28 protein-coding genes and 2 tRNA genes are annotated in these 24,291 nt (G+C 45.0%); 24 read left to right on the top strand and 6 right to left on the bottom strand.

All coding sequences use genetic code 11. From position 1 onward, the window contains the following. From F8H35_RS05095 to F8H35_RS05065, 7 genes are all read left to right on the top strand, one after another. Positions 1 to 457 (top strand): hypothetical protein (locus F8H35_RS05095; RefSeq protein ID WP_472572466.1); only part of this gene is annotated, 457 nt, incomplete at its 5' end. Next, positions 396 to 893 carry a hypothetical protein gene (locus F8H35_RS05090; RefSeq protein ID WP_472572465.1) on the top strand — a complete coding sequence of 166 codons (498 nt, stop codon included), beginning with the start codon at positions 396 to 398 and terminating at the stop codon, positions 891 to 893. The genes F8H35_RS05095 and F8H35_RS05090, both read left to right, overlap by 62 nt. Continuing rightward, positions 874 to 3,315, top strand: a complete 2,442-nt coding sequence (locus F8H35_RS05085; RefSeq protein WP_472572464.1) for a TIGR03936 family radical SAM-associated protein — start codon at positions 874 to 876, stop codon at positions 3,313 to 3,315. Before F8H35_RS05090 ends, F8H35_RS05085 begins: the two co-directional genes overlap by 20 nt. Then, positions 3,308 to 4,789: an Rne/Rng family ribonuclease gene (locus F8H35_RS05080; RefSeq protein WP_472572463.1), complete on the top strand. Its 1,482-nt coding sequence runs from the start codon at positions 3,308 to 3,310 to the stop codon at positions 4,787 to 4,789. Before F8H35_RS05085 ends, F8H35_RS05080 begins: the two co-directional genes overlap by 8 nt. A gap of 30 nt (positions 4,790 to 4,819) precedes the next feature. Then, positions 4,820 to 5,770 (top strand): outer membrane protein assembly factor BamD, encoded by a 951-nt coding sequence (locus tag F8H35_RS05075; protein WP_472572462.1) that lies wholly within the window; start codon positions 4,820 to 4,822, stop codon positions 5,768 to 5,770. 11 nt (positions 5,771 to 5,781) lie between these two features. Continuing rightward, entirely contained in the window at positions 5,782 to 6,147 is a 366-nt protein-coding gene (gene rsfS, locus F8H35_RS05070) for a ribosome silencing factor (RefSeq protein ID WP_472572461.1), read from the top strand. Then, entirely contained in the window at positions 6,144 to 6,557 is a 414-nt protein-coding gene (locus tag F8H35_RS05065; RefSeq protein ID WP_472572460.1) for a 23S rRNA (pseudouridine(1915)-N(3))-methyltransferase RlmH, read from the top strand. Before rsfS ends, F8H35_RS05065 begins: the two co-directional genes overlap by 4 nt. 52 nt (positions 6,558 to 6,609) lie before the next feature. Here F8H35_RS05065 and F8H35_RS05060 read toward each other — a convergent pair. Together F8H35_RS05060 and F8H35_RS05055 are read right to left on the bottom strand one after the other, a co-directional pair. Further along, positions 6,610 to 6,688, bottom strand: a tRNA-Asp gene (locus F8H35_RS05060). 5 nt (positions 6,689 to 6,693) lie between these two features. Next, a tRNA-Val gene (locus F8H35_RS05055) sits at positions 6,694 to 6,769 on the bottom strand. A 134-nt stretch (positions 6,770 to 6,903) separates the two neighbouring features. Between F8H35_RS05055 and F8H35_RS05050 the strand changes: the two genes are divergently transcribed. The 8 genes from F8H35_RS05050 to F8H35_RS05015 are packed head-to-tail and all read left to right on the top strand — an operon-like array spanning position 6,904 to position 10,874. Continuing rightward, complete coding sequence (locus F8H35_RS05050) at positions 6,904 to 7,497, top strand: 50S ribosomal protein L25 (protein WP_472572459.1); 594 nt, start codon at positions 6,904 to 6,906, stop codon at positions 7,495 to 7,497. Positions 7,498 to 7,500: 3 nt separating this feature from the next. After that, positions 7,501 to 8,061, top strand: a complete 561-nt coding sequence (pth, locus tag F8H35_RS05045) for an aminoacyl-tRNA hydrolase (protein WP_472572467.1) — start codon at positions 7,501 to 7,503, stop codon at positions 8,059 to 8,061. Between the two features lie 11 nt (positions 8,062 to 8,072). Next, a complete protein-coding gene (gene rpsF / locus F8H35_RS05040) occupies positions 8,073 to 8,450 on the top strand; it encodes a 30S ribosomal protein S6 (RefSeq protein ID WP_472572458.1) in 378 nt (125 codons plus the stop codon). Next, on the top strand, positions 8,450 to 8,824 hold the full coding sequence (locus tag F8H35_RS05035; RefSeq protein ID WP_472572457.1) for a single-stranded DNA-binding protein: 375 nt from the start codon (positions 8,450 to 8,452) through the stop codon (positions 8,822 to 8,824). The genes rpsF and F8H35_RS05035 overlap by 1 nt, the downstream gene beginning before the upstream one ends. An 11-nt stretch (positions 8,825 to 8,835) precedes the next feature. Then, the gene (rpsR, locus tag F8H35_RS05030; RefSeq protein WP_472572456.1) at positions 8,836 to 9,078 is read left to right on the top strand and encodes a 30S ribosomal protein S18; all 243 of its coding nucleotides are present in this window, start codon (positions 8,836 to 8,838) and stop codon (positions 9,076 to 9,078) included. A 5-nt stretch (positions 9,079 to 9,083) separates the two neighbouring features. Continuing rightward, positions 9,084 to 9,887 carry a hypothetical protein gene (locus tag F8H35_RS05025; RefSeq protein WP_472572455.1) on the top strand — a complete coding sequence of 268 codons (804 nt, stop codon included), beginning with the start codon at positions 9,084 to 9,086 and terminating at the stop codon, positions 9,885 to 9,887. After that, complete coding sequence (gene rplI / locus F8H35_RS05020; RefSeq protein ID WP_472572454.1) at positions 9,868 to 10,326, top strand: 50S ribosomal protein L9; 459 nt, start codon at positions 9,868 to 9,870, stop codon at positions 10,324 to 10,326. Before F8H35_RS05025 ends, rplI begins: the two co-directional genes overlap by 20 nt. 20 nt (positions 10,327 to 10,346) lie before the next feature. After that, entirely contained in the window at positions 10,347 to 10,874 is a 528-nt protein-coding gene (locus F8H35_RS05015; RefSeq protein WP_472572453.1) for an S-adenosylmethionine decarboxylase family protein, read from the top strand. Here the strand turns inward: F8H35_RS05015 and rsmI are convergent. Then, the gene (gene rsmI / locus F8H35_RS05010; protein WP_472572452.1) at positions 10,860 to 11,708 is read right to left on the bottom strand and encodes a 16S rRNA (cytidine(1402)-2'-O)-methyltransferase; all 849 of its coding nucleotides are present in this window, start codon (positions 11,706 to 11,708) and stop codon (positions 10,860 to 10,862) included. The genes F8H35_RS05015 and rsmI overlap by 15 nt on opposite strands. Further along, positions 11,687 to 12,067 carry a Rid family detoxifying hydrolase gene (locus F8H35_RS05005; RefSeq protein ID WP_472572451.1) on the bottom strand — a complete coding sequence of 127 codons (381 nt, stop codon included), beginning with the start codon at positions 12,065 to 12,067 and terminating at the stop codon, positions 11,687 to 11,689. The genes rsmI and F8H35_RS05005 overlap by 22 nt, the downstream gene beginning before the upstream one ends. Positions 12,068 to 12,212: 145 nt before the next feature. Between F8H35_RS05005 and F8H35_RS05000 the strand changes: the two genes are divergently transcribed. Genes F8H35_RS05000 through F8H35_RS04975 form a run of 6 tightly spaced genes read left to right on the top strand, consistent with a single transcriptional unit; the run spans position 12,213 to position 17,780 of the window. After that, positions 12,213 to 12,530 carry an ArsR/SmtB family transcription factor gene (locus tag F8H35_RS05000; protein WP_472572450.1) on the top strand — a complete coding sequence of 106 codons (318 nt, stop codon included), beginning with the start codon at positions 12,213 to 12,215 and terminating at the stop codon, positions 12,528 to 12,530. A gap of 3 nt (positions 12,531 to 12,533) precedes the next feature. After that, positions 12,534 to 13,376: an acetyl-CoA carboxylase, carboxyltransferase subunit beta gene (accD, locus tag F8H35_RS04995; protein WP_472572449.1), complete on the top strand. Its 843-nt coding sequence runs from the start codon at positions 12,534 to 12,536 to the stop codon at positions 13,374 to 13,376. Between the two features lies 1 nt (position 13,377). Continuing rightward, on the top strand, positions 13,378 to 13,626 hold the full coding sequence (locus tag F8H35_RS04990; protein WP_472572448.1) for a hypothetical protein: 249 nt from the start codon (positions 13,378 to 13,380) through the stop codon (positions 13,624 to 13,626). Continuing rightward, positions 13,626 to 16,856 (top strand): transcription-repair coupling factor, encoded by a 3,231-nt coding sequence (gene mfd, locus F8H35_RS04985; RefSeq protein ID WP_472572447.1) that lies wholly within the window; start codon positions 13,626 to 13,628, stop codon positions 16,854 to 16,856. The genes F8H35_RS04990 and mfd overlap by 1 nt, the downstream gene beginning before the upstream one ends. Further along, positions 16,801 to 17,496, top strand: coding sequence for an ankyrin repeat domain-containing protein (locus F8H35_RS04980; RefSeq protein WP_472572446.1), 696 nt, complete (start codon positions 16,801 to 16,803; stop codon positions 17,494 to 17,496). Before mfd ends, F8H35_RS04980 begins: the two co-directional genes overlap by 56 nt. Then, positions 17,493 to 17,780: a hypothetical protein gene (locus F8H35_RS04975; protein ID WP_472572445.1), complete on the top strand. Its 288-nt coding sequence runs from the start codon at positions 17,493 to 17,495 to the stop codon at positions 17,778 to 17,780. The genes F8H35_RS04980 and F8H35_RS04975 overlap by 4 nt, the downstream gene beginning before the upstream one ends. Here the strand turns inward: F8H35_RS04975 and F8H35_RS04970 are convergent. Beyond that, entirely contained in the window at positions 17,764 to 18,225 is a 462-nt protein-coding gene (locus F8H35_RS04970; protein WP_472572444.1) for a DUF1439 domain-containing protein, read from the bottom strand. The genes F8H35_RS04975 and F8H35_RS04970 overlap by 17 nt on opposite strands. A gap of 114 nt (positions 18,226 to 18,339) precedes the next feature. Between F8H35_RS04970 and F8H35_RS04965 the strand changes: the two genes are divergently transcribed. Next, positions 18,340 to 19,488, top strand: coding sequence for a hypothetical protein (locus tag F8H35_RS04965; RefSeq protein WP_472572443.1), 1,149 nt, complete (start codon positions 18,340 to 18,342; stop codon positions 19,486 to 19,488). Positions 19,489 to 19,542: 54 nt separating this feature from the next. Beyond that, positions 19,543 to 20,610, top strand: coding sequence for a phosphate ABC transporter substrate-binding protein PstS (pstS, locus tag F8H35_RS04960; protein ID WP_472572442.1), 1,068 nt, complete (start codon positions 19,543 to 19,545; stop codon positions 20,608 to 20,610). Between the two features lie 53 nt (positions 20,611 to 20,663). Here the strand turns inward: pstS and F8H35_RS04955 are convergent, their stop codons facing one another. Then, complete coding sequence (locus tag F8H35_RS04955) at positions 20,664 to 21,266, bottom strand: peroxiredoxin (protein WP_472572441.1); 603 nt, start codon at positions 21,264 to 21,266, stop codon at positions 20,664 to 20,666. Positions 21,267 to 21,465: 199 nt separating this feature from the next. Here F8H35_RS04955 and uvrA point away from each other — a divergent pair, with 199 nt between their 5' ends. Continuing rightward, complete coding sequence (gene uvrA / locus F8H35_RS04950; RefSeq protein WP_472572440.1) at positions 21,466 to 24,279, top strand: excinuclease ABC subunit UvrA; 2,814 nt, start codon at positions 21,466 to 21,468, stop codon at positions 24,277 to 24,279. The last annotated feature ends 12 nt before the right edge of the window (positions 24,280 to 24,291 follow it).

Below are 24,291 nucleotides of genomic sequence, written 5' to 3'. Positions count from 1 at the left end.
GGCCATAACTTCTGAGCTCCTTAAACTCCTAATTGAGACAGGTAGAAAGAGAAGGTTAATCACTTACGGTGAGCTCTCCCGAAAAATAAATGGAAAGCTCGGAAAAAAGGCTATTCCAGAAAGGGGTAGAGGGCTGGGAAGGGCAGTTGCAGTTCTTCTCCACCCCATCTGTAAGGAGTACTACACCCGGTTTAATGTCCTCCCGGGGTCGGTTGTTGTATCAAAAAGGGGCGGAATGCCGTCTGAGGGCTATTTTAGATTCTTAGAGTCTTTAGGTTTTGAAGTAAAGGACAGGGGGGCTCTCTGGAAGGAGCTCCTTAAAAACTTCTACTCATTTTGCGAGGTAAACTATGGGAGTAATCGGATTTTTATTTCTCTTCCTGATTCTGATTTTAGTGGTCTTTCCCCTTATTTCAAAGAGAGAAAGAGTTTCAAGGGGAACAGCAACAGAAGTTAAGGGCTTAGACGGAACAGTCCTCGTCTTCTCAGATGAAGGAGTTTCTATTTTCAGACACGGAGAGTTCCGGTTTTTCAGGAAAGATGAAATAGGGGAATTCTCCGTAAAGAGAGAAGGAAACATTTACAGAGTAGTTCTAAAGGCCAAAGGAAAAACTTTTGAAGTTCCGGTTAAAGAAAATGAAATTAAGAAACTCTTTGTTAAACGGGAAGAGAGCTACGACTTTTCAGTTCCCTGGCTTCCCGTAATCCTTGGAACAACAGCTCCCCTTCTCCTGTTTGAAACACTTGAGCATCTGGAACACAACAGAACAGACACAGAGAAACAGGAAGAAAACTACGAAGATACGCAGAGGAACTTTGACTTAGGCGTTCCCGCAACCGATTACGACTACTTTGATACAGGAGACTGGCCAGATGACGACGTTGAAGTGTAAAGTTTTTGATAGAGAAACACTGAGAGAACTTAACAGGGTAAAAAAACCGGCCTCTTATCTCCCTTTAGAGCTGAACTTAAGAGCCCCTAAATTCGGCGAAAGGGAGGTAAGGTTTGTTCTTTCTTACCCAGACCTCTACGAGGTGGGCTCATCCCACATAGGAGGAAAAATCCTCTACCACGTAATCAACAACCTCACAGACTTTGCCCTCATCCACAGGGCCTACCTGCCAAGGCCCGACATGCAGGAGCTCATGAAAGAGAGGGGAATTCCCCTCTACACTTTAGAAGAACAGAGACCTGTAAGGGATTACGACCTGTGGGGGCTCTCATTCTCCTCAGAGCTTACCTACACAAATGCCTTAAAACTCTTAGAGCTTGCCGGTCTTCCACTCCTTTCTGAAGAGAGGGTTGAGAGGGAGGAGCTCCCCCTCATCTTTGCAGGGGGCCCATGCGTCTACAACCCGGTTCCACTCTCCCCTTTCATAGATTTCTTCTCAATCGGAGATGGCGAGGAGACGTTAGTTGAAGTTGCCAAAGTTTACAGGGAGGTAAAGAGAGAGGGAGGGAAAAAGGTTGATTTCCTTTCTGAAGTGAGGAAAGTTGAAGGAGTCTGGGTTCCACTCTTTGGCAGATATCCGGTTAAAAGGGCCGTTTTCGTTGGAGTTTCAGAAGGTTTTTTCCCCACATCTCCTCCAGTTCCAACGGTTGAGACATCTCAAGACAGGATAGCCGTTGAAGCTGCAAGGGGCTGTTTAAGGGGTTGCCGTTTCTGTCAGGCGGGATACATCTACAGGCCCTACAGAGAAAGGAACGAAAAACTCATAAAGAGGTTAGTTGAAGAGACATTCAGGAATACGGGATACGAGGAAGCATCACTATCATCCCTTTCAATCTCCGACCACAGCCGTTTTAACAAATTAGTCCCAGAGGTTATGGAAGTTTGTTATAGGGAAATTATTTCCCTCTCTCTTCCATCTATGAGGGTAAAAGGGTTTAACCCAGAACTTGCATCCCAGATTATGCAGGTGAAAAAGACCGGCTTTACGTTAGCCCCAGAAGTTGGTTCAGACAGGCTCAGGAGGATAATAAACAAAGACTTGACAAACGAAGATCTGTTCAGGGCTGTTGGAGGGCTTTTTGAAAGGGGCTGGAACAGGTTAAAGCTCTACTTCATGATAGGGCTTCCCTTTGAGCTTCAGGAAGATATAGAAGCCCTCATTGATATGCTCTGGACTGTCCACAGAATAGGAAAAAGGTTCAGGGGAAGGAAACACCTTGCAGCCGGAATTTCAATCTTCGTCCCCAAACCTTTTACTCCTTTCCAGTGGGAACCTTTTGCCCAGGAGAAAGAGGTTTTAGAAAAGGTTGAGTATATAAAGAGGAAATCGCCAAAGAGCTTCAAGCTCAGATTTCACGACTACAGACAGTCTCTCATTGAAGCTCTGCTAACAAGAGGAGACGAAAAGGTTTCAGAAGTATTACTTGCAGCTCACGAAGAGGGTTGCCAGCTTGACGGCTGGGATGAGTTCTTTAACTATGAAGGGTGGCTGAAAGCCTTTGAGAAGACGGGCATTGACCTTGAGAGAGCCCTCGGAAAAAGGGATTTAGAAGAGGAGCTCCCCTGGGACTTCATCAGGGGAGTTGTAAGTAAAGAGTTCTTACTGAGGGAACTGAGAAAAGCAAAAAATCAGCAGTGGACTCCAGACTGCCGCATAGTTGGATGCCACGCCTGTGGAGTCTGCACTCCTCAGCAGATAAAGGAGCTAAAGGAACACCCAATCCCGGAAAAAATTGAGTTTCAAGTTCCACCAAGGCCAAAGAAGGAGTTTCCTTTAAAGAGAAAAGTTGCACTTACCTTTAGGAAGATCGGCTACGCAAAATTCCTCTCTCTGTTAGATCTCACAAGGGCTTTTACAAGAACCTTCAGGCGCTTTGGCGTCCCCCTCAGGTATTCACAGGGGTTTAATCCCCACCCGAAGATAAACATCGTATTAGGACTTCCCGTTGGAGTTGAGGGATTGGGTGAACTTGTTGAACTAGAGCTCTCAGATGAGAAGTTTGACTTTAACAGGTTCGTTGAAGAATCTAAGGAATTTCTCCCGGAAGGACTTGAGTTTACAAGCTGGACAGAACTTGGTCTGAAAGAGAGAGTAATTGAAAGAATAGAAAAGGTTAGGTACAGGATAAAGCCCTTTGCTCCCTATTCTTTAGAAATCATATCAGGTGAAAAAGCGGTAGACAAAAAAGGAAGAGAGGTAAACCTTAAAGAGGAAATACTTGACTTAAGGGTAGAAAACGGAGAAGTTATACTAACCCTAAAAGTTAAGGACGGGAAGGTTTTAAACGTTGGAGACATACTCAACTGGATGGGACTCAACCTTGAAAGGGCAGAAGTTGTCAGAGAGGAGCTCCTTGGGTAAAAAACAGATCCTCATAAACGCCCTTACAAAAGAGGTAAGAATAGCCGTTTTAGAAGAGGGAGAGCTTGTTGAGTTCTACGTTGAGAGAAAGGAGAACAGGGGAATAGTTGGAAACATTTATAAAGGAAAGGTCTTAAAGATAGTCCCGGCAGTTCAGGCAGCCTTCGTTGACATAGGTGAGGATAGAAAAGCCTTTCTATACGTTAGAGATGCCGTAAATTTAGACTTTGATGAAGACGAGTTCTTAGATGACGAACCGCCAGAGGTGGAGCTCCCTCCCATAGAGGAAGTCCTCTCAGAAGGCCAGGAAATACTGGTTCAGGTAGCAAAGGAACCTATAGGGACGAAAGGCCCCAGGGTAACAACAAACCTCACAATCCCCGGACACTACTTAGTTCTCCTACCAACAATAAACAAAGTTGGCCTCTCAAGGAGAATAACAGACGAAAAAGAGAGGGAGAGGCTAAAAGAGATTGCAAAGAGGATAAAGCCTGAAAACTACGGAATAATTGTAAGGACTGCCGCAGAAGGTGCAACAGAAGAGGAGCTCAAGAAAGACTTAGATTACCTACTTAAAGTGTGGGAGGGTTTAACAGAAAAGGCGGAGAAGAAGCCGCCTCCGTCGTGCCTATACAGAGACCTTGAGATAGTCCCAAAGACTCTGAGAGACCTGCTAACTGATGAAGTTTCAGAAGTATTAATAGATTCTAAGAGGGAGTTTGAAAGGGCAGTCTCATTCGCAAAAGCGTTCATTCCAAAACTTGTTCCAAGGATAAAACTCTACAAAGGGGAAGTTCCCCTCTTTGAGAAGTTTCAGGTAGAGAGGGCAATAGAGAGAGCTCTCTCAAGGAAAGTCTACCTGCCCGGCGGCGGATACATAGTGATAGATGAAACAGAAGCTCTCGTCTCAATAGACGTAAACAGTGGAAAATTCAAAAAGGCAAAGAGCCTGGAAGAAACAGCCCTTGAGATAAACCTCAAAGCAGCCAAGGAGATAGCCCGCCAGTTAAGGCTTAGAGACATAGGAGGGATAATCGTAATTGACTTCATAGACATGAAGGAAGAGGAAAACAAAAAGAAACTCCTTGAGACCTTAGAAGAAGAGCTGAAAAAAGACAGGGCTAAAACAAAAGTTGTAAGTATGTCTGATCTTGGCCTTGTGGAGATGACAAGAAAGAGGGTAAAAATGAGCCTCGGAAAAACGCTGACAACAACCTGCCCCTACTGTGAGGGGAGGGGAAGGGTTAAGTCTCCCGAAACTGTAGCCTTTGAGATAGAGAGGGAGATCATCTCAAACCTTAAAAGAAAGCTGGTGAACACGCTGAGAGTTTACGCAAATCCCCTCGTAGCAAACAAACTCACAAACGAGGAAAAAGAAGTAATAGACAGAATTTCGGCAATCTACGGAATAGAGATAAAAGTAATTCCCGTTGACCACTATCACATAGAGAAGTTTACTCTCTCCCACGGCTGATATAATCGGTTCTGTTAATCGGGAGGTAGTATGAAAAAGTTGATGGCAGCCGTCTCTTTAGTTTTAGTTGTTACTTCCTGCGAGAAGATTCCCAGAACGGCACAGGAACAGTATAGAAAGGGAATAGAGGCAGCAGTTGAAGGAGACTGGGGGAAGAGCTCCTTTCTCCTGAAAAAAGCTTTAGAGGGGGAGCTCCCACCTAAAGAGCAGGAGATTGCCAAAATTACACTTGCCGACGCCTACTTCAACGATGGAGACTACGAAGACGCCGCCCTCAACTACGAGGAGTTCTTGGAGCTCTACCCGGCATCTCCGAAGGCAAAAGATGCCCTCTTCAGACTTGGGGTCTGCTACCTGAACCTCACCAAAGGTCCAGAGTGGGACGTTACATTTGCAAAAAGGGCATACAGAAACTTTAAAGAGTTTGTAAAAAAATATCCCAACGACCCGAGGGTAGAAAAGGCAAAGGAATACATGAAGATAGCGAAGAAAATCTTAGCCGAACATGAAGTTTACATAGCCGGAACCTACGACATGCTGAGGAAGTTTACAGCCTCTATCCACCGCTACAAAGACATAGAGAAGAAATACTCAGACGTTGAGTCACCAGACAGGCTCCAGTACCTTATAGGAAGGGCTTACTACTATACTCCAATTCAATCTAAAGAGGAAATAGATAGACTGAAAAGGAAACTATCAAAGGAGAAAGAGAGACTCCACTCAAAAGACCCTGAAGAGAAGAAAGTGGCAGAGAACAGGATTGCCCTTATAGAGTCTGACATAAAGAAGTGGAAAGAGATAGCAAAAGAGAACAGGAAAAAAGGAAAAGAAATCCTTTCTCAGGTTGCCCAGAAATACCCAAACTCACCCTACGGAAGAAAGGCCAGAGAGATACTCAAAGGCATAAAACACCTTGAAGTTGAACCTGTTATAAACCCAATAAAACATTCAATCTGGTGGAAGATCAAAGAAACCCTTTAGGAGGAGGCCACTTGGAAAGCAGTGAGAAGCTCAAACTTATCATCAAGAGCGCCCTTGATAAAAAGGCAGAAGAACCTGTAGTTTTAGACTTAAGAGGTTTAACATCACTTGCAGACTACTTTGTAATACTAACAGCCACATCTGAAACCCACGCCAGAACAGTTGCCGATGAGATAAGAAAAAAACTCAAAGAGAAGGGAGTTGTCCCTGTAAGTACAGAAGGCTATGACACGGCAAACTGGATACTCCTTGATTACGGAGATGTAATCGTCCACATATTTAAGCCTGAGGTGAGGGAGCTCTACAACCTTGAATCCCTCTGGATGGACGCCCCAAGGCTTAACGTAGAAGAGATTATTAAAGAACCGGTACAATGAAACTTAGAATAGTAGCCGTTGGGAAGATAGCCCCTCACTTTAAAGAAGCCCAGGACTATTACCTTAAACGGATTCGGAATACTGAAATAGTGGAAGTAAAGAAAGGAAGAAACCCAAAAGCGGAAGGAGAGCGTATTCTCTCAAAGGTAAAAGGGTTTTTTATAGTTTTAGACGAAAGGGGAAAAGAGATACCTTCACAGGAGTTTGCTTCACTAATTTCAAAACACCCAAACATCACCTTTGCAATCGGTGGAGCAGACGGCCTTGATGAAGGGGTAAAGAGGGAGGGGAATTTCCTCTTATCGCTCTCAAAAATGACACTCCAGCACGACGTTGCAAGGATTGTTCTATTAGAACAGATATTCAGAGCACAGGAGATACTAAGAGGTTCTCCATACCACAGAGATTGATTCTATAAAGGGAGAGCCAATAATAGGAGGTGACTCATTTGAATTATTAAAGTGGCGGGGACGACGGGACTCGAACCCGCGACCTCCGGCGTGACAGGCCGGCGTTCTAACCAGAACTGAACTACGTCCCCGTGAATGGTGGGCGGAACAGGGATCGAACCTGTGACCTCCAGCTTGTAAGGCTGGCGCTCTCCCAGCTGAGCTATCCGCCCAACCCGACGGTTGGAAATATAGGAAACGGCCTTTCGCTTGTCAACAGTAGAATCAAAAATTCTCCACTTGACAAATAAAAAAGCCGAATGTAAATATTGGCTTGCTTTCCCGCAAAAAACTTCAGGAGGTAAAGATGAAGGTAGTAGAGGTAGAGGCTACCAGAAGAGAGAAAACGGGGAAACAGGTAGCCAAGAAGCTGCGCAGGGAAGGCCTTCTGCCTGCCGTTATCTACGGAGGTGGAAGACCGGAAGCAACCCCCATTGCTATCCCTGCAAAAGAGGTAAGGAGGCTGAAGCACCACCACGGCCTCGTCAAAGTAAAGCTTGGGGATGAAGAAAGAATGTGCATCCTCAAGGACATCCAGTATAACTGGCTGGGAGACGTTCCCATCCACGTTGACTTTCAGGAAGTCACCTTCGGTGAGATGATTGAAGTTGTCGTTGAGCTGGAGTTTGTAGGAACTCCCGTTGGAGTTTCTGAGGAAGGTGGCGTTCTTGAGATCCTCAAGAGGGAAGTTGCCATTGAAACACTCCCAAGGGCAATCCCTGAGAAGATCGTTGTTGACATCTCAAATCTCCACGCAGGAGATGCTCTCCACGTTGGAGATCTACCACTGCCAGAAGGGGCAAAGCTTGTTGACAACCCGGAAGAAACAGTTGTTGTAGTGACAGAACCGGAAGAGGCTGCTACTGAAGAATCTGAAGAGACAGCTGAGGGAGAGGAGTAATTGATAAGGTTAGTCGTTGGTCTGGGGAACCCCGGTAGAGAGTATGAGAGGACCCGCCACAACGTTGGTTGGATGGTTCTTGACAGACTCTCTGAGAAACTTGGTTTCTCTTTTGACAGAGAGAAGTTCAAAGGCCTATACGGGGAAACGAGGATCAACGACCAGAAAGTTATATTCCTGAAACCCCTAACGTATATGAACAGAAGTGGAGAGAGCGTTTCTCAGTTTGTCCGGTTTTTTAAGATAGAACCCTCTCAGGTTCTTCTCATTTACGACGATTTAGATCTTCCTTTAGGCAGGGTAAGGTTCAGAGAAAAGGGGAGCTCCGCCGGCCACAAGGGCGTCCAGTCTGTAATTGAAGCCCTTGGAACTCAAGAGATACCAAGGATTAAGGTGGGAATTGGAAGGCCGGCCACAAAAGAGGAAGTCGTTGATTACGTTCTCTCTCCCTTTAAGGAAGAGGAGTTCCCAACAGTTAAAGAGGCTATTGAGAAGGCTGCAAACTGCGTAGAAAAGCTCCTGACAGAAGGGAGCTCCCAGAAAACCATAAGTAAATGCAGTTAACGGAGGTAGAAATGAGGGAGTACTACTACGAGATGGTTTACATACTGAGGCCAACAATGTCTGACGAAGAGACAAAGGCTGCCATAGACAAGGTAAATGCTAACGTTGAAAAGTTTGGCGGAGAAGTTCTCTTAGTTGACAAGTGGGGTAAGAGGCAGCTTGCTTACCCAATAAACGACTACGATAAAGGCTACTACGTTCTTGAGTACCTGAGAACAACCGACAGGAACTTCGTAAAGAACATGGAAAACTTCTTCAGGATTAACGAGGATGTAATCAGGTTCCTCCTCTTCAGGCTTAAACCGTCAGAAGTTAAAGAACTGAAGGAAAAGCTCTCTAAAAAAGAGGAACCTGTAACTGCTGCTGAAGAGAATAAGGGAGAAGAGTAATGGCCAGCCTGAATAAAGTTTTCCTCATAGGACGGTTAGTTGCCGATCCTCAGCTTCAGCACACGAACAGCGGAACCCCGTTCACCCGCTTCAGAATTGCGGTAAACAGACCTTACAGGGATAGAAACGGCAACTGGCAGGAAGATACACTCTTCATAGATGTAGTTGTTTGGGGTGAGGCTGCCGACAGGGCTGTAAGTAGGTTCAACAAGGGAACAAGGGTCTTAGTTGAAGGAAGCCTGAGGCAGTCAACCTGGGAAACTGACTCCGGCGAGAGGAGAAGTCGGATTGAAGTTAGAGCTGAGAGAGTAGCTGCCCTTGATCCAAAAAGGGAAATTGAAGAACCTGAAGAAATTGACGATATAGAATTTTAAGGAGGTAGAAGATGGCTAATCCACTTCCTCAAAGAAGGTTTATAAGAAGGAAGAAATACTGTAAGTTCTGTGCAGAGAAGATTGAAAAAATTGACTATAAAAACGTTGACCTGCTTAAATCCTTTATCTCTGAAAGGGGAAGAATTATCCCAAGGAGGATTTCCGGCGTTTGCTCTAAACACCAGAGACAGCTTGCAAGGGCCGTTAAGAGAGCAAGACACCTGGCTCTTTTACCTTTTGTTAAGATGGACTAAGGGGAATGAAGAGCGTTAAACCTTCGGTAGCGCTGTTTGTCATAACAGTCGGTTCCGGGCTGATGATGGAGAGCTCCAGCCTTATGCCTTTTGGGCTGGGGCTTTCTCTCTTTATTCCCGCGCTTTTCATTTACAGCTACACAAACAACGGCATCAGCATTACCCTCTTATCGTCACTAATTGCTATTTTGACCATACTGTTTCTCAACAGGAATGCCGCTATAGATACAACATCAATACTTCTATTAGGTCCTACATTCTTTATTTCTAAAAAGATCGGACCTTCAGCAGCCGTTTTGGGGGGAGCTCTCCTCCTAACACTGTTTACTGCCCTTCAGGAAACGCTAATGGGGCTTCCACCCGAGGTTAAGAAAGAGTTTGCCGAGCTCTCAAACTACAGGTACTCCATCTACTTCCTATCCTCCACCATCTACTCCACCTTTGCCTACGGAGCGGTAAACTGGGTTGTAAGAGAACTCCCCTCCGTTACAGAGATAAAGTTCGGCTTCTGGAGTGTTCTCCTATTCACCCTTTCAGCCATAGCTACTCTAACAAGTACCGGAGAGCTTAAAACAGTAGCCGTTAATCTGTTAGTAGTTTCCATCTCTATTTTAATAGTTCAGGGTATATCGGTTTTCCTGTGGTTTTTCCAAAAATTCTCAACAACTTGGAAGTTGATAACTGGACTTACCATAATTATCTTTCCACCTATCTTTTTTCTAACGGCACTTTTCATAGGCCTGCTTGATCAGAAATTTAACTTCAGAAAACTAAAAGGAGGTAAGAAAGATGGAAGTAATCCTTCTTAGGGATATGGAGAACCTTGGAAAGGTGGGAGACATTGTTAAAGTAAAGGACGGATACGCAAGGAACTACCTCATACCATCTGGAATAGCGCTCCCTGCAACAAAGTCCAACGTTAGGAAAGTCCAAAATGAGCTTAAGTCTCTCAAGAAAAAGGCTGAAAGACAGCTTCAAAAGTTCAAAGAGATGGCAGAGAAACTCAACACTACGAGAGTTACAATTGAACATGAAGCAGGAGAAGAAGGAAAACTCTTCGGCTCAGTTACAACTTCCCAGATTGAGAAAGCCCTCCACAAGGCAGGCTTTGAAGACATTGAGAAGAAACAGATTATCCTTGAAAAACCGATAAGGGAAACGGGAACATACGAGGTTAAGATCCACCTCTTTAAAGACGTTGAAGCTACAATAACTGTTGACGTTGTTCCACTTAAGAAGCAGGGTTAACCTTTTTTCTGGAGGCCGCCATGGAGTTCGTCGGAAGACACATCATGATGGATGCAATTGTTTCAGATATTACCAGGATAAATACCATCCAGCCCATTTACGACTATATGGAAGAGCTCTCTCGGAAGATAGATATGACCTTAGTTTACCCGCCAATCGTTGCCCGGTTTCCCTTTGCTCAGTCTGAGCTTGAGCAGTTTGTTAAGAGGCTTTCTGAAGAAAACGTGAAGAGTAGAACCCTTGAAATTATGGAAGAAGTCCTTAAGAGAAGGGCAACTGAAGACAGCGGTGTTTCCGGTGTCTCTATCTGGCTTGAGAGCCACTGCACGATCCATACGTGGCCCGAGGAGGAATTTTTCAGCTTAGACGCTTACAGCTGTAAGGATTTTGATCCAATGGTTGCCTTTGAGTTTACCGTTAAGTGGTTTAAGGTTAAGTATGCTTCCTTCGTTGACGTTGAAAGGTACATCGGCGGCCCCTGTAAGATAAAGGCCTACGAGTACAAAGATGGAAATCTTACTCCATGCACTCCCTCAATTGACAGATAACTTTAGAGCTCTCCTGTAGAGCTCCCTCTTTGGGAGGCCTGTTGCCCTGGCGGCCTCCTTTGCCGCATCCTTTACAGAAAGTCCTCTTTTAAGGAGCTCTTTTAACAGAGCGTCCACATCTTCCACATTAAATTTCTCATTTTTCCCAGGCGGAATAAGAATAACTATTTCACCCTTCAGTTTGTTCTGAGAAAGGAGCTCCTCCAAAACATCTTCTGCCTTTCCCTCCAAAAACTCTTCGTTAAGCTTTGTTATCTCTCGGTAAAGGCCGATCTCTCTATCCGGAAAGTTCTCTGAAATAAGTCTTAGTGTTCTTTCCAGTCTGTGGGGAGATTCGTAGTAAACGGAGGTAAAAGGTCTTGAAAAAGCACTTCTCAGTTCCTCAATTAGGGCTTTCTCTTTCCTCGGGAGAAAACCTCCAAAGAAAAACCGGTCTGTTGGAAAACCCGAAGCAGAGAGGGCAGCTATCACTGCAGAGGGACCAGGAACAGGGACAACGGGAATCCCTTCCTTCCTGGCCAAACTAACCAGCCTATAACCGGGATCGCTTATGGCGGGAGTTCCAGCATCTGAAACCAGAGCCACATCAAGACCTCTCTTCAGTTGAGAAACAATCTTCTGGGCCTGCTCCCTCTCGTTGTGCTCGTGGTAGGAGATGAGCCTCTTTCCCTCTATGCCAAAATGGGAAAGGAGCTTCTTCGTTCTCCTGGTATCTTCACAGGCTATCAGGTCAACATCCCTCAAAACTTTAACAGCGCGGAAAGTAAAGTCTTCCAAATTCCCTATCGGAGTTGCAACAACGTAAAGGGTTCCTATCCCCTTATTGCTACACATTCAACCTCCACCTCTGCACCTAAAGGGAGCTCTTTAACTCCAACGGCAGACCTACACGGCTTTACTGGGCAGTTTTTAAAAAACTCCTCATAAACCTCGTTGAACTCTTTGAACTTAGAGATATCCGTTAAGAAAACGTTAACCTTAACAATACTACACCTACTACCTCCAGCTGCTTCAACAACAGAAACGAGGTTTTTCAGAGCTTGAACAGACTGTTCCCTAAAACCCTCTCTTAAATTTCCAGTTTCAGGGTCAATTCCCAACTGACCAGAAGTGAATATAAAGTTTCCGTACAGAATTCCCTGAGAATACAGGGCTACAGGTTGTGGAGCCCTATCTGTCTTCACCTCTTTCATTTACTGCCTCCTAATTTAATAAATAACTTGAAAGTATAGGACAATAATTCTATATTAAGTACTAAACAATTTTAAGGTTCCATTCTATTTGTTTTATATTTTCAATTGTGTAAAATATAGATAAATACATCTCTTGGGAGGAGCTATGGCCAAGAAAGAAAGAGAAAAAATAGTGCTTGACGACGAAAGGATTGAAGAGGGAGCAGAGTGTCTAAAAGCCCTCGCTTCCCCTGTAAGGTTGAAGATACTATTCACACTGAAAGACAAACCTATGTGCGTTACAGATCTTGAACAGGAGTTAGGTATCTCCCAATCTTCCCTATCCCAGCACCTGAGAACCCTCAGGTATAAGGGGATAGTTGCCAAAAGCAGGAAAGGGAACAAAGTTTACTATACCATATCCTCAGAGGCGTTCAGGGAGCTCCTCAACCTGCTCCCGGAAATTGCCTGCTTTAGAGGTTAATTAATGTTAGAAAAGCTCTTCAAGAGGAAAAAAACTCCACGGGAGAAAGGTCAGCTGCAGCTTCCCAGCGGACTGTGGCTCAAGTGTGACGAGTGTAAAGCTCTTCTTTTTAAGGGAGAGCTTGAGAGTAACGATTGGGTCTGCCCAAAGTGTGGATACCACTTTCCCGTTCCAGCAAGAGACAGACTCTACATGCTCTTTGACAGAGGAGAGTACGAGGAGCTTGACAAGGAGCTCTCCCCAAGGGACATTTTAGGGTTTAAAGATAGAAAACCTTACGCTCAGAGAATAGAGGAAGCTCAGAAGAAGACAAACCTTAAGGACTCCGTTATTAACGCAAGGGGAAAAATAGAAGGAAGAGAGGTCCTGGTTAGCTGTTTTGACTTCAGGTTTATGGGCGGAAGTATGGGCTCGGTGGCCGGCGAGAAGGTAACGAGGAACGCAGAAAGGGCCGCCGAGGAGGGAATCCCCTTCATCTGTATAACCGCCTCCGGCGGGGCGAGGATGCAGGAAGGGGTAATCTCCCTCATGCAGATGGCTAAAACCTCGGCAGCCCTTGCACGCCTTGAGGAAAGGGGGGTGCCGTTCATAACTGTTCTCACCCATCCAACAATGGGTGGAGTTTCGGCGAGCTTCGCCTTTCTTGGGGACGTGATCATTGCAGAGCCTAAGGCTCTGATAGGTTTCGCCGGCCCCCGGGTCATTGAACAAACAATAAGACAAAAGCTACCCAAGGGCTTTCAGAGATCCGAGTTTCTCCTTGAACACGGTCTCATAGATATGGTCGTTGACAGAAGGGAGTTAAAAAGTACCCTTGCAAAGCTTCTATCCCACTTCGGAGGATGAAATGGCAACAGAGTCTAAAGTTGAAAGGCTTGCGAGAACTATAGTTGCAGACTTTTTCTTGTATAACCAGGATAAAATAGACAAGGGGCTGCTGAACGATGACTTCTTTGAAAGGCTTGAGGGAGAGATAGAGGACTCTGTAGCCTTCTTTAGAGAACATTCCGGTGGAAAAATGGAAATTTTCTGGGATACGCTATTCAACAGACTGATGCAGAGAGAAGCCAAGCTTCTTGAAATGAAAGAGAGTTAATGTTTGAAAGAAACGTTAAACTGATAGCATCTCAGCTGAAAGAGGGAAAAGCAAAAGTAAGAGGAGTTCCCGGTGGTTCAAAGGCAATTCTCTTAAAGGAACTCTTAAACCTACTCCACCCTGCTGTTGTAATCGTTCCAACTGAACAGTTAGGAGAGGGATTAACCGAAGACCTTAAAAGAGCAGGACTTAAAGTCCTATACCTTCCGGGATGGGATACTCCACCTCTTGATATCTCTTCACCACTGTCTATTCTCCAGTATAGGAGACTCAAAACTCTCTTAAAATTGGTTGAGGAAAACGTCCACTGTATAGTTGTAACTCCCCAGGCCTTTCTTCAGAGAGTAATAGCCCCTGAAAAGCTGATAGAGGTCTCTATAACTCTGAAAAGGGGAAGAGAGAGTGAGAGTATCCCCGAAAGGTTAACAGAGTTAGGATATAGAAGGGTTGAAAGCGAGCCAGAAAGGGGGGAGTTTTCACTAAAGGGAAGCTATCTTGAGGTTGTAACTCCCGAAGACGAGAGGATAGAAGCAGAACTGTTCGGAGATGAAGTTGAGAGCCTCAGGGTAAACGGAGAAGAGGCAGAAGAGTTTACCTTAGTCCCCATGTTAGAACTCCCCCCAACAAAAGAGGTGCTGAAAAAACTATCCGAAATAGATGAAGATCTCTCTGAAAGACATGCCCTTTTAGGAGAACTTAGCGGTGCTGAGAAATTTCTGCCGGAAATCCTTGAGACTGTTTCACTATCTGAATACATAGGGGAGTTTAAAACTGTATTTGTCGAACCGGACCAGATAAGAACATCGGCAGAATCTTTTATAAGACAGGTTAAGGAAAACTACGAACTCCTAAAAAGAGAAGGGATAGGTTCATCAAGGCCTGAGAAGTTTATTGAAGAGGAGCTCCCCGCCCCTCAACTACTCATCTATGAAAAGCCTGTAAAAGGGGCTATAGACCTTTCAATTTCTCCCCTTCCACCACTTTCGGAAGAGAACTTGAAAGAGGTGGCAAAAACCCTTCAAGGGAAAAAGGTAACCCTCATATACACCAGTGAAACATTCAAAGAGGAAGCTGAAAAACTCTTCAGGCTTTTAGGAGTTGAATTCTCATTAGAGAGAGGGAAATCGTCTGGTGGGTTCAGATTTGACGAAAAGAAAATAGCCTGGGCTGTTGAAGGGGACGTTGAGATACCTGTAACAAAACATAAAAGGGAAGACGTAACAGCCTTTGAACCGGGAACTTTAGTTGTCCATAGAGATTACGGAATAGGAATCTTTCAGGGAATTGTAAACAGAGAAATAGGTGGAAAAACTTACGACTTCATAGAGATAGAGTACGCAGGTGGAGAAAAGCTCTACGCCCCGTTTACCCAGATAGACAGAATATATAGGTATTCAGGCTACAGAGGTAAAAATCCGAAGCTTGACAGGTTAGGTGGAACTTCCTGGAAAAACCTTGAAAAAAAAATCAGGGCATCGCTGGTCAAGTTTGCCCGGGAACTTGCAGAGCTCTACAGAGAGAGAAAACAGGCAAAGAAGGAGAAAATATTTGGAGACCCTCAACTTCTTTCAGCCTTTGAGAGGAGATTCCCCTACAGACTCACCCCCGATCAGCAGAGGGCTATAAGGGAAGTTTACAGGGATATGGAATCGGAAAAGCCTATGGACAGACTCATTTGCGGAGATGTGGGGTTTGGCAAAACAGAAGTGGCAATGAGAGCAGCTATGAAGGCTGTTTCAGCCGGAAAACAGGTTGCCCTGATAGCTCCAACAACTGTTCTTGCAGACCAGCACTACAGAACGTTTAAAAAACGGTTTTCCGGCTTCCCAGTTAAAATAGAGCTCCTTTCTCGTTTTAAGACAAAAAAGGAACAGAAAGAGATAATAGAAAAACTTAAAAACGGTGAAATTGATATAGTAATCGGAACCCACAGACTTACTCAAGACGACGTTGAGTTTAAAGAATTGGGGCTTTTAATAATTGACGAAGAACATCGGTTTGGAGTTAAAACGAAGGAAAAGCTGACAAAACTGAAGTCTAATATAGACGTTCTCTACCTATCAGCTACTCCGATTCCAAGAACACTCTACTCTGCCCTTTCAGGTTTCAGAGATATCTCACTCATAGAGACACCACCAGCAGGTAGAAGAGGAACAAAGGTAGTTGTTGGAAAGTACTCAGACCAGATACTGAAGGCGGCAGTTGAGAGGGAACTCTCCCGTGGCGGTCAGGTCTTCATTGTTCACAACGATATAGAGGAGCTCCCGCTCATAAAGGAAAAAGTTGAGAGCTTCTTCCCCGGCGTAAAAGCTGAAGTTGTCCACGGTCAGATGAAATCCACACAGATAGAGAAGATTATGCACAGCTTTTTTGAGGGAAAAATCCAGGTTCTGGTTTCAACATCAATAGTTGAATCGGGGCTTGACGTTCCCAGTGCAAACACACTCATAGTAATCGGAGCAGAAAGGTTTGGTCTTTCTCAACTCTACCAGCTTAAAGGAAGAGTTGGAAGGGGTATAGAGAAGGGATACTGTTACCTATTAACAACTCCCGGTGTAAAGCTCATCCCAGAAGCCGCAAAACGGCTTGAGGCGATGAAAAAGCTTTCTCCCCTTGGTGGAGGCTTCCAGCTGGCGCTGAAAGACCTTGAAATAAGGGGAGCTGGAACCCTTTTAGGACCAAAACAGAGCGGCTTTGTTGAATCTGTAGGTTTAGACCTTTACATGAAACTCTTTGAAGAAGTTGTTAAAGAAAGGGAAGAGGAGGATGTAAAGCTTAACCTTCCCTATGAAGCCTTTATACCGGAAAGCTTTATTGAAGATCCTAAGGAAAAAGTGAAGCTCTACTCTGAAATAGCTTCATCAGAAAATCCTCAAGAACTTATGGAAAAGATCAAAGAAATAAGGGGATATTTGCCAGATCCGATAGTTAACATGTTTAAAGTAATGAGAATAAAGAAACTGTCAAAAGAAATGGGCATTAAAGAAATAAGCGTTTCTCCGTCGGGAAGGGCTATAATCTCATTTGGCAGTGAGGTTTCTATCTCCCCAGAAAAATTGGTTGAGTTTGTAAAGCGGGAAAACGGGATATTTACCCCCGACAGGAAACTATATTTAGACGTTAAAGACCTTGATAACCTTATATCAATACTTGAAGAACTGAAGGAGAGAAAAAATGAGGAAAACAGCGATACTAACACTGACCCTGCTTCTAACCACACCAACCGTTAACAGTTTTGCCGGTCAACAGACCATACAAATTGATAGGAAAACGGAAAGGGAGTTCTTCCTCTCTTTAAGGAGCAACAACTTCAAAAAGGCAGAAGAGCTCATCTCCTCGGGAAAGGTGCCGGTTGACTTCAGGAACAAGTTTGACCAGACTCCCCTCTACTACGCCGTTGATGCCAACAACACCGAATTTGCAAAGTTCCTCATAGAGCACGGAGCAAACGTTAACACTAAAGATTACTTTGGATTCACCCCACTTCACGAAGCTGTGGTCAGGGGAAGCTACGGTGTTGCAAAGCTACTGATAGAGCACGGAGCCAACGTTAACGCAAAAGACAAATACGGGTATACTCCCCTTCACCTTACAGCTATCTACAACAGACCTAAAATGGCGGAACTCCTCATAAAGCACGGAGCCAACGTTAACGCAAAAGACAACTACGGGAATACCCCGCTCCACTACTGTGGAACAACTCCGGGAACAGCTCAGGTTGCAAAAGTTCTCCTTGAAAACGGTGCAGACCCAACAATAAAAAACAGCAGAGGGAAAACGCCGTTAGATCTTGCTAACGAAACCAAAAACTTCCCTGTTTCAAGGTTAATAGCAAATTTCTTAGGTAAAAAGGAAAAGAATATTAAATGATCAAATTACTCCTTATGGGTTTTGTTGTTCTCTTTTTTCTTATACTCTTTTTCTTTGTTCTTTCTCTTATTCTGTCTGTTATCTTTGGATTTTTCAACTTTCTTGAGGAAGAATTAGGAGAGTCAACTTCAAAATTACTGTTTGCGCTTTCTGGAATAGCTGGATTCTTCCTACTGTTTACAGGATGGTTCCAGTTAAAAGTCCATTATGTTCAGATAGGAGCTCTTCTCGTAGTAACATCCACCCTGTACTTCCTTTCAGAATCGGTTAAACCCCTATCTTAACAACAACCTTTCCCTTCTCTATTTCAATATTCTTTATCAGTTTCGCCTTCTGTCCCTCAAACCGATAAACGGGTATTTTACTGAGAACGCTCTTAAAAAAGAGGGAGAGGAGCTCTCCCGTATCCTTTGTCAAAAACGTTTTACCATTAAGGATAATCCTCTTAGTTTCAAGGTCTACAAGGTAAAGTGTCTTCGTTTTCGGGTCAAACTTAAAACTGCCAACGGCATCAACCTTTCCCTTAATCTCCCTGCCTATAGGTGGAACAATGTCTAAATCAAAGACAACTTCCCCTTCGTTTCTACCTATCAGTTTCAACTTTGGATTATCAAGAACAATCTTACTAAAGTAGATCTCCTTTTTAACGGGGAAACTTTCCTGCAACCTCTTATTCAGCTCAGATTCCGGAATAGTAAGGGTATAGGCACAGGAAAAGAAGAAAAGCACCACAAGGAAAATTAGATTCCTCAAGGCTAATACCCCAAAATTTTCCATTAGTTTAACACTTTCTTAACACTTTTCAAACTAAACTTTCTTCAAACACGTTGGGAGGTAAAAAGGATGAAATTAAGAAAGCTTTTATCGTGTGCTGCCGTTGTTGCCCTCAGTATTACGGCGACAGCAAAGGCAGATACCATTCTCATCAACGGAACACCTGTAAACCACCTTTACGTAGACAGTGAAGGAAGGCTCTACCTTACACCCGGCCCGGGAAGAAAGCCTGTTGAGATTAAAATCCCATCAAGGAGTTCCACCCCTGTAGCCACAAAGAACAGAAAGATAAAGATAGGAGGAACTGCTTACATACACTACGATGTGGATATGAAAAATCCCAACCACAACAACGCCTTCAAAATCACAAGGAACTACGTTGAACTCCGCGGTTACTTTAACGACAAAGATTACTTCAGAACAACTTTAGACGTTAAACAGGAAGAAAATTCCGGCGGCAACATGGACGGCTCCTACGTTGCAAGGCTCAAGTACGCCTACATTTACTTCCACGATGTACTTCCTTACACTGGAGTTGAGTTGGGTCTTGCCCATAGACCTTGGATAGACTGGGAAGAGCACCACGGATGGCTCCACAGGGACGTTGAAGAGACTCTCATTGAGAACCACGAAGGAGCAGGACTTTTAAACTCTGCAGACCTCGGAGCAAACTTTAAAGGAAAATACGGCATAGCTTCCTGGGAATTTGGAATTTTCAACGGAGAGGGCTACCACGGAACAGAAAACAGCGACCACTTCGGAAAGTCTATAGAAGCAAGGCTCTCACTTAACCTATTTGACGGGTTCACCCTCTCTGGCCATACGGCCCACATGTTTGACCTTAAAAACAAAGATATGGACAGGCACGTTTACCAGATCCACGCCGTTTACAACAACCCATACATCTTAGTTGCAGCCCAGTATATCTGGGATAAAGACGACTACTACAACTCATCTGACATTGATCAGAAGGGTTACTCTATTAACGCAGACCTCAAGCTCAAACCGTTTACAGGCTACGCTTTAGGCCTCTTTGGAAGATACGACCACTGGGATCCTAACGACGACAAATCAAACGACGAGAGGGATCACTTCGTTTACGGTGGATGGTGGGACTACAGCAAACATGTAAGGTTCACGCTGGCTAACGACAGGCTTTTAGACGACGCAGGGAAAGACAAGAACACACTTATGGGAGTAGCTCAAGTTAAATGGTAGGGGGACCTCCCCTCCCTTTTATATACTACTTAATAAAAACGCAGGAGGAAGAAGATGAGAAAGTTAATGGCAATATCACTCTCTTCAGCCGTCCTTCTCTTTGGGTGCTTTGGTGGAGGAGAGAATAAAGCTCAGCAGGGAGCGGAGAAGGGAGCTCCCAAAAAAGAGAGCAAAATCGTAATCAACGGAGCAGGAGCAACGTTCCCATACCCAGTTTACGTTAACTGGGCAAAAGAGTACGAAAAAGCCACGGGAATTAAGGTTAACTACCAGGGAATAGGCTCCGGCGGTGGAATCAGACAGGTTACAGAGAGGGTTGTTGATTTTGGCGGCTCAGACAAGATGCTCTCCCCACAGGAGCTTGACAAGAGAAGACTCTACCAGTTTCCTGCAATAATCGGTTCAATTGTTGTGGTTTACAACCTTCCCGGAGTGGGAGATGCAGAGCTTAAACTCTCTAACAGAGACGTATGCGACATCTTCATGGGAAAAGTTAAATACTGGGACAACCCTGAAATCAAAAACGATAACCCCAACGTGAAGCTCCCACATCAGAGGATAACAGTTATCCACAGGGCGGAAGGTTCCGGAACAACATGGAACTTCACGTACTGGCTCAGTCAGGTGTGCCCTGAGTGGAAAGAGAAGGTGGGCTACGGAAAGGTTGTTGAATGGCCTACAGGAATTGGAGCAAAAGGGAACGCAGGCGTAACAAACTACGTCAAACAGACCCCGGGAGCCATCGGCTACGTTGAGTATGCCTACAAGCTCCAGAACAACCTCTCAGCTGCTCAGCTCCAGTCTAAAGATGGAAACTTCGTTAAGCCAACAGAGGAGTCTTTTAAAGCTGCGGCATCCCACGCAAGTTGGAAACCTGAAAGCCACTTCTACCTTCCCGGGAACCTTCTCCTCCAGCCCGGTAAAGACAGCTGGCCTCTAACCGCTGCAAGCATGATTCTCCTTCCAAGAGAAAAGAAAAAAAGGAACAAACTGGTTATAGACTTCTTTGACTGGTCATTTAAAAACGGAGATCGGATAGCTTTAAAACTTGGATACGTTCCGCTTCCAGAGTCTACAAAGGAGATGGTAAGGGAGTACTGGAAGAACGTTGTTCTGAAATAAAAGCTTTAAGTGGAAGGATAGAAAGGGGGGCTTAAAGCCCCCTTTTTTGTTTGTTAGGATAGGATTTCGTCTATTGTGATAACAGTTCCAACCTTTCCTGCGATGTCTGGACCGGGCTTGAGTGTTTTCTTGCCGGGCCTCCAGTTTGCAGGGCAAACCTCGTCTGGATGCTCGTAAACGTACTTCCAGGCAGCAAGCTGGCGGAGAAGCTCGTTAACGTTCCTACCAACAGGTGGGTTGAGAACTTCCTCAGCTACGATAACGCCGTCGGGGTTGATGATGAACCTACCCCTTCTTGCAAGACCAGCTTCCTCAATGTAAACGCCGTAAGCCCTTGCAGTTTCGCCCGTTGGGTCTGCACCAAGAGGGAACTTGAGGTCTTTGAGGAGAGGTTCAGTTTCGCAAAAGATCTGGTGGCTGAAGTGTGTATCTGTAGATACTGCGAGAACGTCTGCTCCAAGCTCTCTGATCTCGTCAATTTTTGCGTTTACAGCAGCAATTTCAGTTGGGCAGACAAATGTGAAGTCTGCAGGGTAGAAGCAGAGAACCAAGAACTTTCCTGCGTAGTCAGAGAGTTTAACCTCTGTGTAGGTCTTCTTGACCGGGTCGTAAGCGTTGAGGCAGAAATCTGGGGCTTTCTGTCCGACGAGTGCCATCGTCTCCTCCTTTTTTCAGTAATTTGTTCTGTGTTAATGATAATAATTAGCAATTAAAAATTCAAGGCAATAAAATCTATATTGCAGGAGCATTCTATAGAAAATTCCAATAGATAGAATTGGAAATGTTGGGCTCTTATTTCACACAAACAGTTTCTCAGGGCTAATTTTTTAACGAACACTCTTTTGAAGGAGCTCCATGAAGGACAGAATCGTTATAAAGGGAGCAAGGCAGCACAACCTGAAAAACGTTGACCTTGAGATACCGAAGAACAGACTCGTCGTAATAACGGGCGTTTCCGGTTCCGGAAAGTCCTCTTTGGCCTTTGACACCCTCTACGCCGAAGGGCAGAGGAGATACGTTGAAAGTTTGTCTGCCTACGCAAGGCAGTTCCTCCAGCTTATGGAGAAGCCAGACGTTGACCTGATTGAGGGACTCTCTCCGGCAATATCAATTGAGCAAAAGACCGTCTCTAAAAACCCCAGGTCAACGGTTGGAACGACAACGGAGATACACGACTACCTGAGGCTTCTCTTTGCAAGGGCTGGAACTCCATACTGTCCGACTTGTAACGTCCCGATTGAGCCCCAAACTGTTCAGGAAATTGTTGACAGGATTTTAAAGCTTGAAGGTAAACGTGTAATTATCATCTCCCCGGTTGTAAGGGAGAGGAAGGGAGAGCACAGGGAGCTCCTTGAGAAACTGATAAAGCAGGGATTCAGACGTTTCAGGATAGACGGAAAAGAGTATAGAGCAGAGGAGGTTTTAAACCTTAAACTGGAGAAAAAGGTTAAGCACACAGTTGAGGTAATTGTTGACAGGCTGAAGGTTTCAGAAAAGTCAAAGACGAGGATTGCAGACTCTGTTGAGATAGCAGTAAAGCTCTCAGACGGTTTAGTTGTTGTTCAGGACTATGAAACAAAGAAAGAAGAAACCTACTCAACAAAGGGCTCCTGCCCCATCTGCGGTTTCAGCTACAAGGAGATTTCTCCAAGGCTCTTTTCATTTAACAGTCCACTTGGGGCGTGTCCAGAGTGTGGAGGGCTCGGATTCAGGCTGGCGATAGACCCGGAGCTCCTTTTAGACTTTGAAGCCCCAGTAGTTGAATCTGTTGAGCTTGTAAACAGGGCAAAGTTTGAGTATCTGATTGACCTGATAGAAACCGGGTGCGAGGAGCTTGGAATTTCTCCCTACACTCCTGTTAAAGAGCTGAGACAGGAAGAATTCAACTTCCTCTTCTACTCAGAGAAACAGCCTGTAAGGGTATACAACACAGTTCCTTACAGCCGCGGGAACTACAGGCCCTACTACTTTGAGGGAATAATCAGACACCTTGAGAGGCGATACCACGAGAGTGAGTCTGAATACGTCAAAGAGCTGATTGAGCCCTACTTAAGGGAAGTTGAGTGTAAAGCTTGCGGCGGAAAGAGGCTTAACAGTGAAGCCCTCTCTGTAAGGGTTGGAGGGAAGAACATTGCAGAAGTTGAATCTATGACTGTTGAAGAATGTTACAGGTTCTTTGAGGAGCTGGAGTTTAAAGGACAGAAGGCTGCAATAGCCGAGAGGGTTTTAAAGGAGATAAAGAACAGACTCAAGTTCCTTTTAGACGTAGGCCTTGACTACCTGACCTTAGACAGGAGAACTTCAACCCTTTCAGGGGGAGAATCTCAGAGGATAAGGCTCGCAACACAAATAGGCTCAAGGCTTTCAGGCGTTCTATACGTTCTAGATGAGCCGAGCATAGGGCTCCACCAGAGGGACAACAGAAGGCTGATTGAAACCTTAAAGAGCCTGAGAGACCTTGGGAATACCGTAATCGTTGTTGAGCACGACATTGAAACCATAGAGAGCGCCGATTTCGTTGTTGACATGGGCCCTGGAGCGGGGGTTCACGGGGGAGAGGTTGTTGCAACGGGAACTCCTGAAGAGATAAAAGAAAATCCAAATTCCCTCACCGGTAAATACCTATCAGGGAAGCTGAAGATAGAGACTCCGAAGGAGAGGAGGAAACCAACGGGTAAGTGGCTGAGAGTAGTAGGGGCAGCTGAGCACAACCTGAAGAACATAACGGTTGAGTTTCCCTTAGGGCTCTTTGTCTGTGTAACGGGGGTTTCAGGTTCAGGTAAGTCAACGCTCGTTAACGAGATACTCTACAAAGCGCTGGCAAAGGAGATTTACGGAAGTAAGGTAATTCCAGGGAAACATGAAAGGATTGAAGGACTTGAGCACATAGATAAGGTTGTTCGGGTTGACCAGTCTCCAATTGGGAGGACTCCAAGGTCTAACCCGGCCACCTACGTTGACGTTTTTACTCCCATAAGGGAGCTCTTTGCAGCAACGCCAGAGGCAAGGGCAAGGGGGTATAAGAAGGGAAGGTTCTCCTTTAACGTTCCAGGCGGAAGGTGTGAGGCCTGCAAGGGAGACGGAGTTGTGAAGATTGAGATGCACTTTCTACCAGACGTTTACGTAACCTGTGACGTCTGCGGCGGAAAACGATTCAACAGGGAAACTCTGGAAATTACCTACAAAGGGAAAAACATCTACGACGTTCTTGAAATGACTGTTGAAGAGGCGATGGAGTTCTTCAGGAACCATCCAAAAATCTTTAACAAGTTGAAAACTCTATACGACGTGGGCCTGGGCTACATAAAGTTGGGACAGCCTGCAACAACACTCTCAGGTGGAGAGGCACAGAGGGTTAAGCTGGCTAAGGAGCTCTCTAAGAGGGGAACGGGAAGGACCGTTTACATATTAGACGAGCCCACAACGGGACTCCACATCCACGACGTTAAGAAGCTTATTGAGGTTCTCCAGAGGTTAGTTGACAAGGGAAACACGGTAATCGTGATAGAGCACAACCTTGACTTTATCAAGTGTGCAGACTGGATTGTTGACCTCGGCCCTGAAGGTGGAGAGAGGGGAGGAAGGGTAGTTGCAGCGGGAACGCCGGAGGATGTTGCAAAGACCGATACCTGGACTGGTAAATTCCTGAGGGAAGTTCTTAAAACATAAGAGGGAGGTTGA

The organism is Thermovibrio sp. (assembly GCA_015488335.1).
Taxonomy (GTDB): Bacteria; Aquificota; Aquificia; order Desulfurobacteriales; family Desulfurobacteriaceae; genus Balnearium.
Note: the sequence above shows the minus strand (reverse complement) of the source record. Positions and strands in the feature narration are given on the sequence as shown.

Coding starts and splice junctions, on each gene's coding strand:
- F8H35_RS05075 (WP_472572462.1), top strand. CDS start 4,820: ATGAAAAAGTTGATGGCAGCCGTCTCTTTAGTTTTAGTTGTTACTTCC.
- F8H35_RS05015 (WP_472572453.1), top strand. CDS start 10,347: ATGGAGTTCGTCGGAAGACACATCATGATGGATGCAATTGTTTCAGAT.
- F8H35_RS04975 (WP_472572445.1), top strand. CDS start 17,493: ATGATCAAATTACTCCTTATGGGTTTTGTTGTTCTCTTTTTTCTTATA.
- F8H35_RS04955 (WP_472572441.1), bottom strand. CDS start 21,266: ATGGCACTCGTCGGACAGAAAGCCCCAGATTTCTGCCTCAACGCTTAC.
- F8H35_RS05025 (WP_472572455.1), top strand. CDS start 9,084: ATGAAGAGCGTTAAACCTTCGGTAGCGCTGTTTGTCATAACAGTCGGT.
- uvrA (WP_472572440.1), top strand. CDS start 21,466: ATGAAGGACAGAATCGTTATAAAGGGAGCAAGGCAGCACAACCTGAAA.
- F8H35_RS04990 (WP_472572448.1), top strand. CDS start 13,378: ATGGCAACAGAGTCTAAAGTTGAAAGGCTTGCGAGAACTATAGTTGCA.
- F8H35_RS05085 (WP_472572464.1), top strand. CDS start 874: ATGACGACGTTGAAGTGTAAAGTTTTTGATAGAGAAACACTGAGAGAA.
- F8H35_RS05065 (WP_472572460.1), top strand. CDS start 6,144: ATGAAACTTAGAATAGTAGCCGTTGGGAAGATAGCCCCTCACTTTAAA.
- F8H35_RS05000 (WP_472572450.1), top strand. CDS start 12,213: ATGGCCAAGAAAGAAAGAGAAAAAATAGTGCTTGACGACGAAAGGATT.
- mfd (WP_472572447.1), top strand. CDS start 13,626: ATGTTTGAAAGAAACGTTAAACTGATAGCATCTCAGCTGAAAGAGGGA.
- F8H35_RS04965 (WP_472572443.1), top strand. CDS start 18,340: ATGAAATTAAGAAAGCTTTTATCGTGTGCTGCCGTTGTTGCCCTCAGT.
- F8H35_RS05050 (WP_472572459.1), top strand. CDS start 6,904: ATGAAGGTAGTAGAGGTAGAGGCTACCAGAAGAGAGAAAACGGGGAAA.
- F8H35_RS04980 (WP_472572446.1), top strand. CDS start 16,801: ATGAGGAAAACAGCGATACTAACACTGACCCTGCTTCTAACCACACCA.
- rsmI (WP_472572452.1), bottom strand. CDS start 11,708: ATGTGTAGCAATAAGGGGATAGGAACCCTTTACGTTGTTGCAACTCCG.
- rplI (WP_472572454.1), top strand. CDS start 9,868: ATGGAAGTAATCCTTCTTAGGGATATGGAGAACCTTGGAAAGGTGGGA.
- F8H35_RS05035 (WP_472572457.1), top strand. CDS start 8,450: ATGGCCAGCCTGAATAAAGTTTTCCTCATAGGACGGTTAGTTGCCGAT.
- pstS (WP_472572442.1), top strand. CDS start 19,543: ATGAGAAAGTTAATGGCAATATCACTCTCTTCAGCCGTCCTTCTCTTT.
- rpsR (WP_472572456.1), top strand. CDS start 8,836: ATGGCTAATCCACTTCCTCAAAGAAGGTTTATAAGAAGGAAGAAATAC.
- rpsF (WP_472572458.1), top strand. CDS start 8,073: ATGAGGGAGTACTACTACGAGATGGTTTACATACTGAGGCCAACAATG.
- F8H35_RS05005 (WP_472572451.1), bottom strand. CDS start 12,067: ATGAAAGAGGTGAAGACAGATAGGGCTCCACAACCTGTAGCCCTGTAT.
- accD (WP_472572449.1), top strand. CDS start 12,534: ATGTTAGAAAAGCTCTTCAAGAGGAAAAAAACTCCACGGGAGAAAGGT.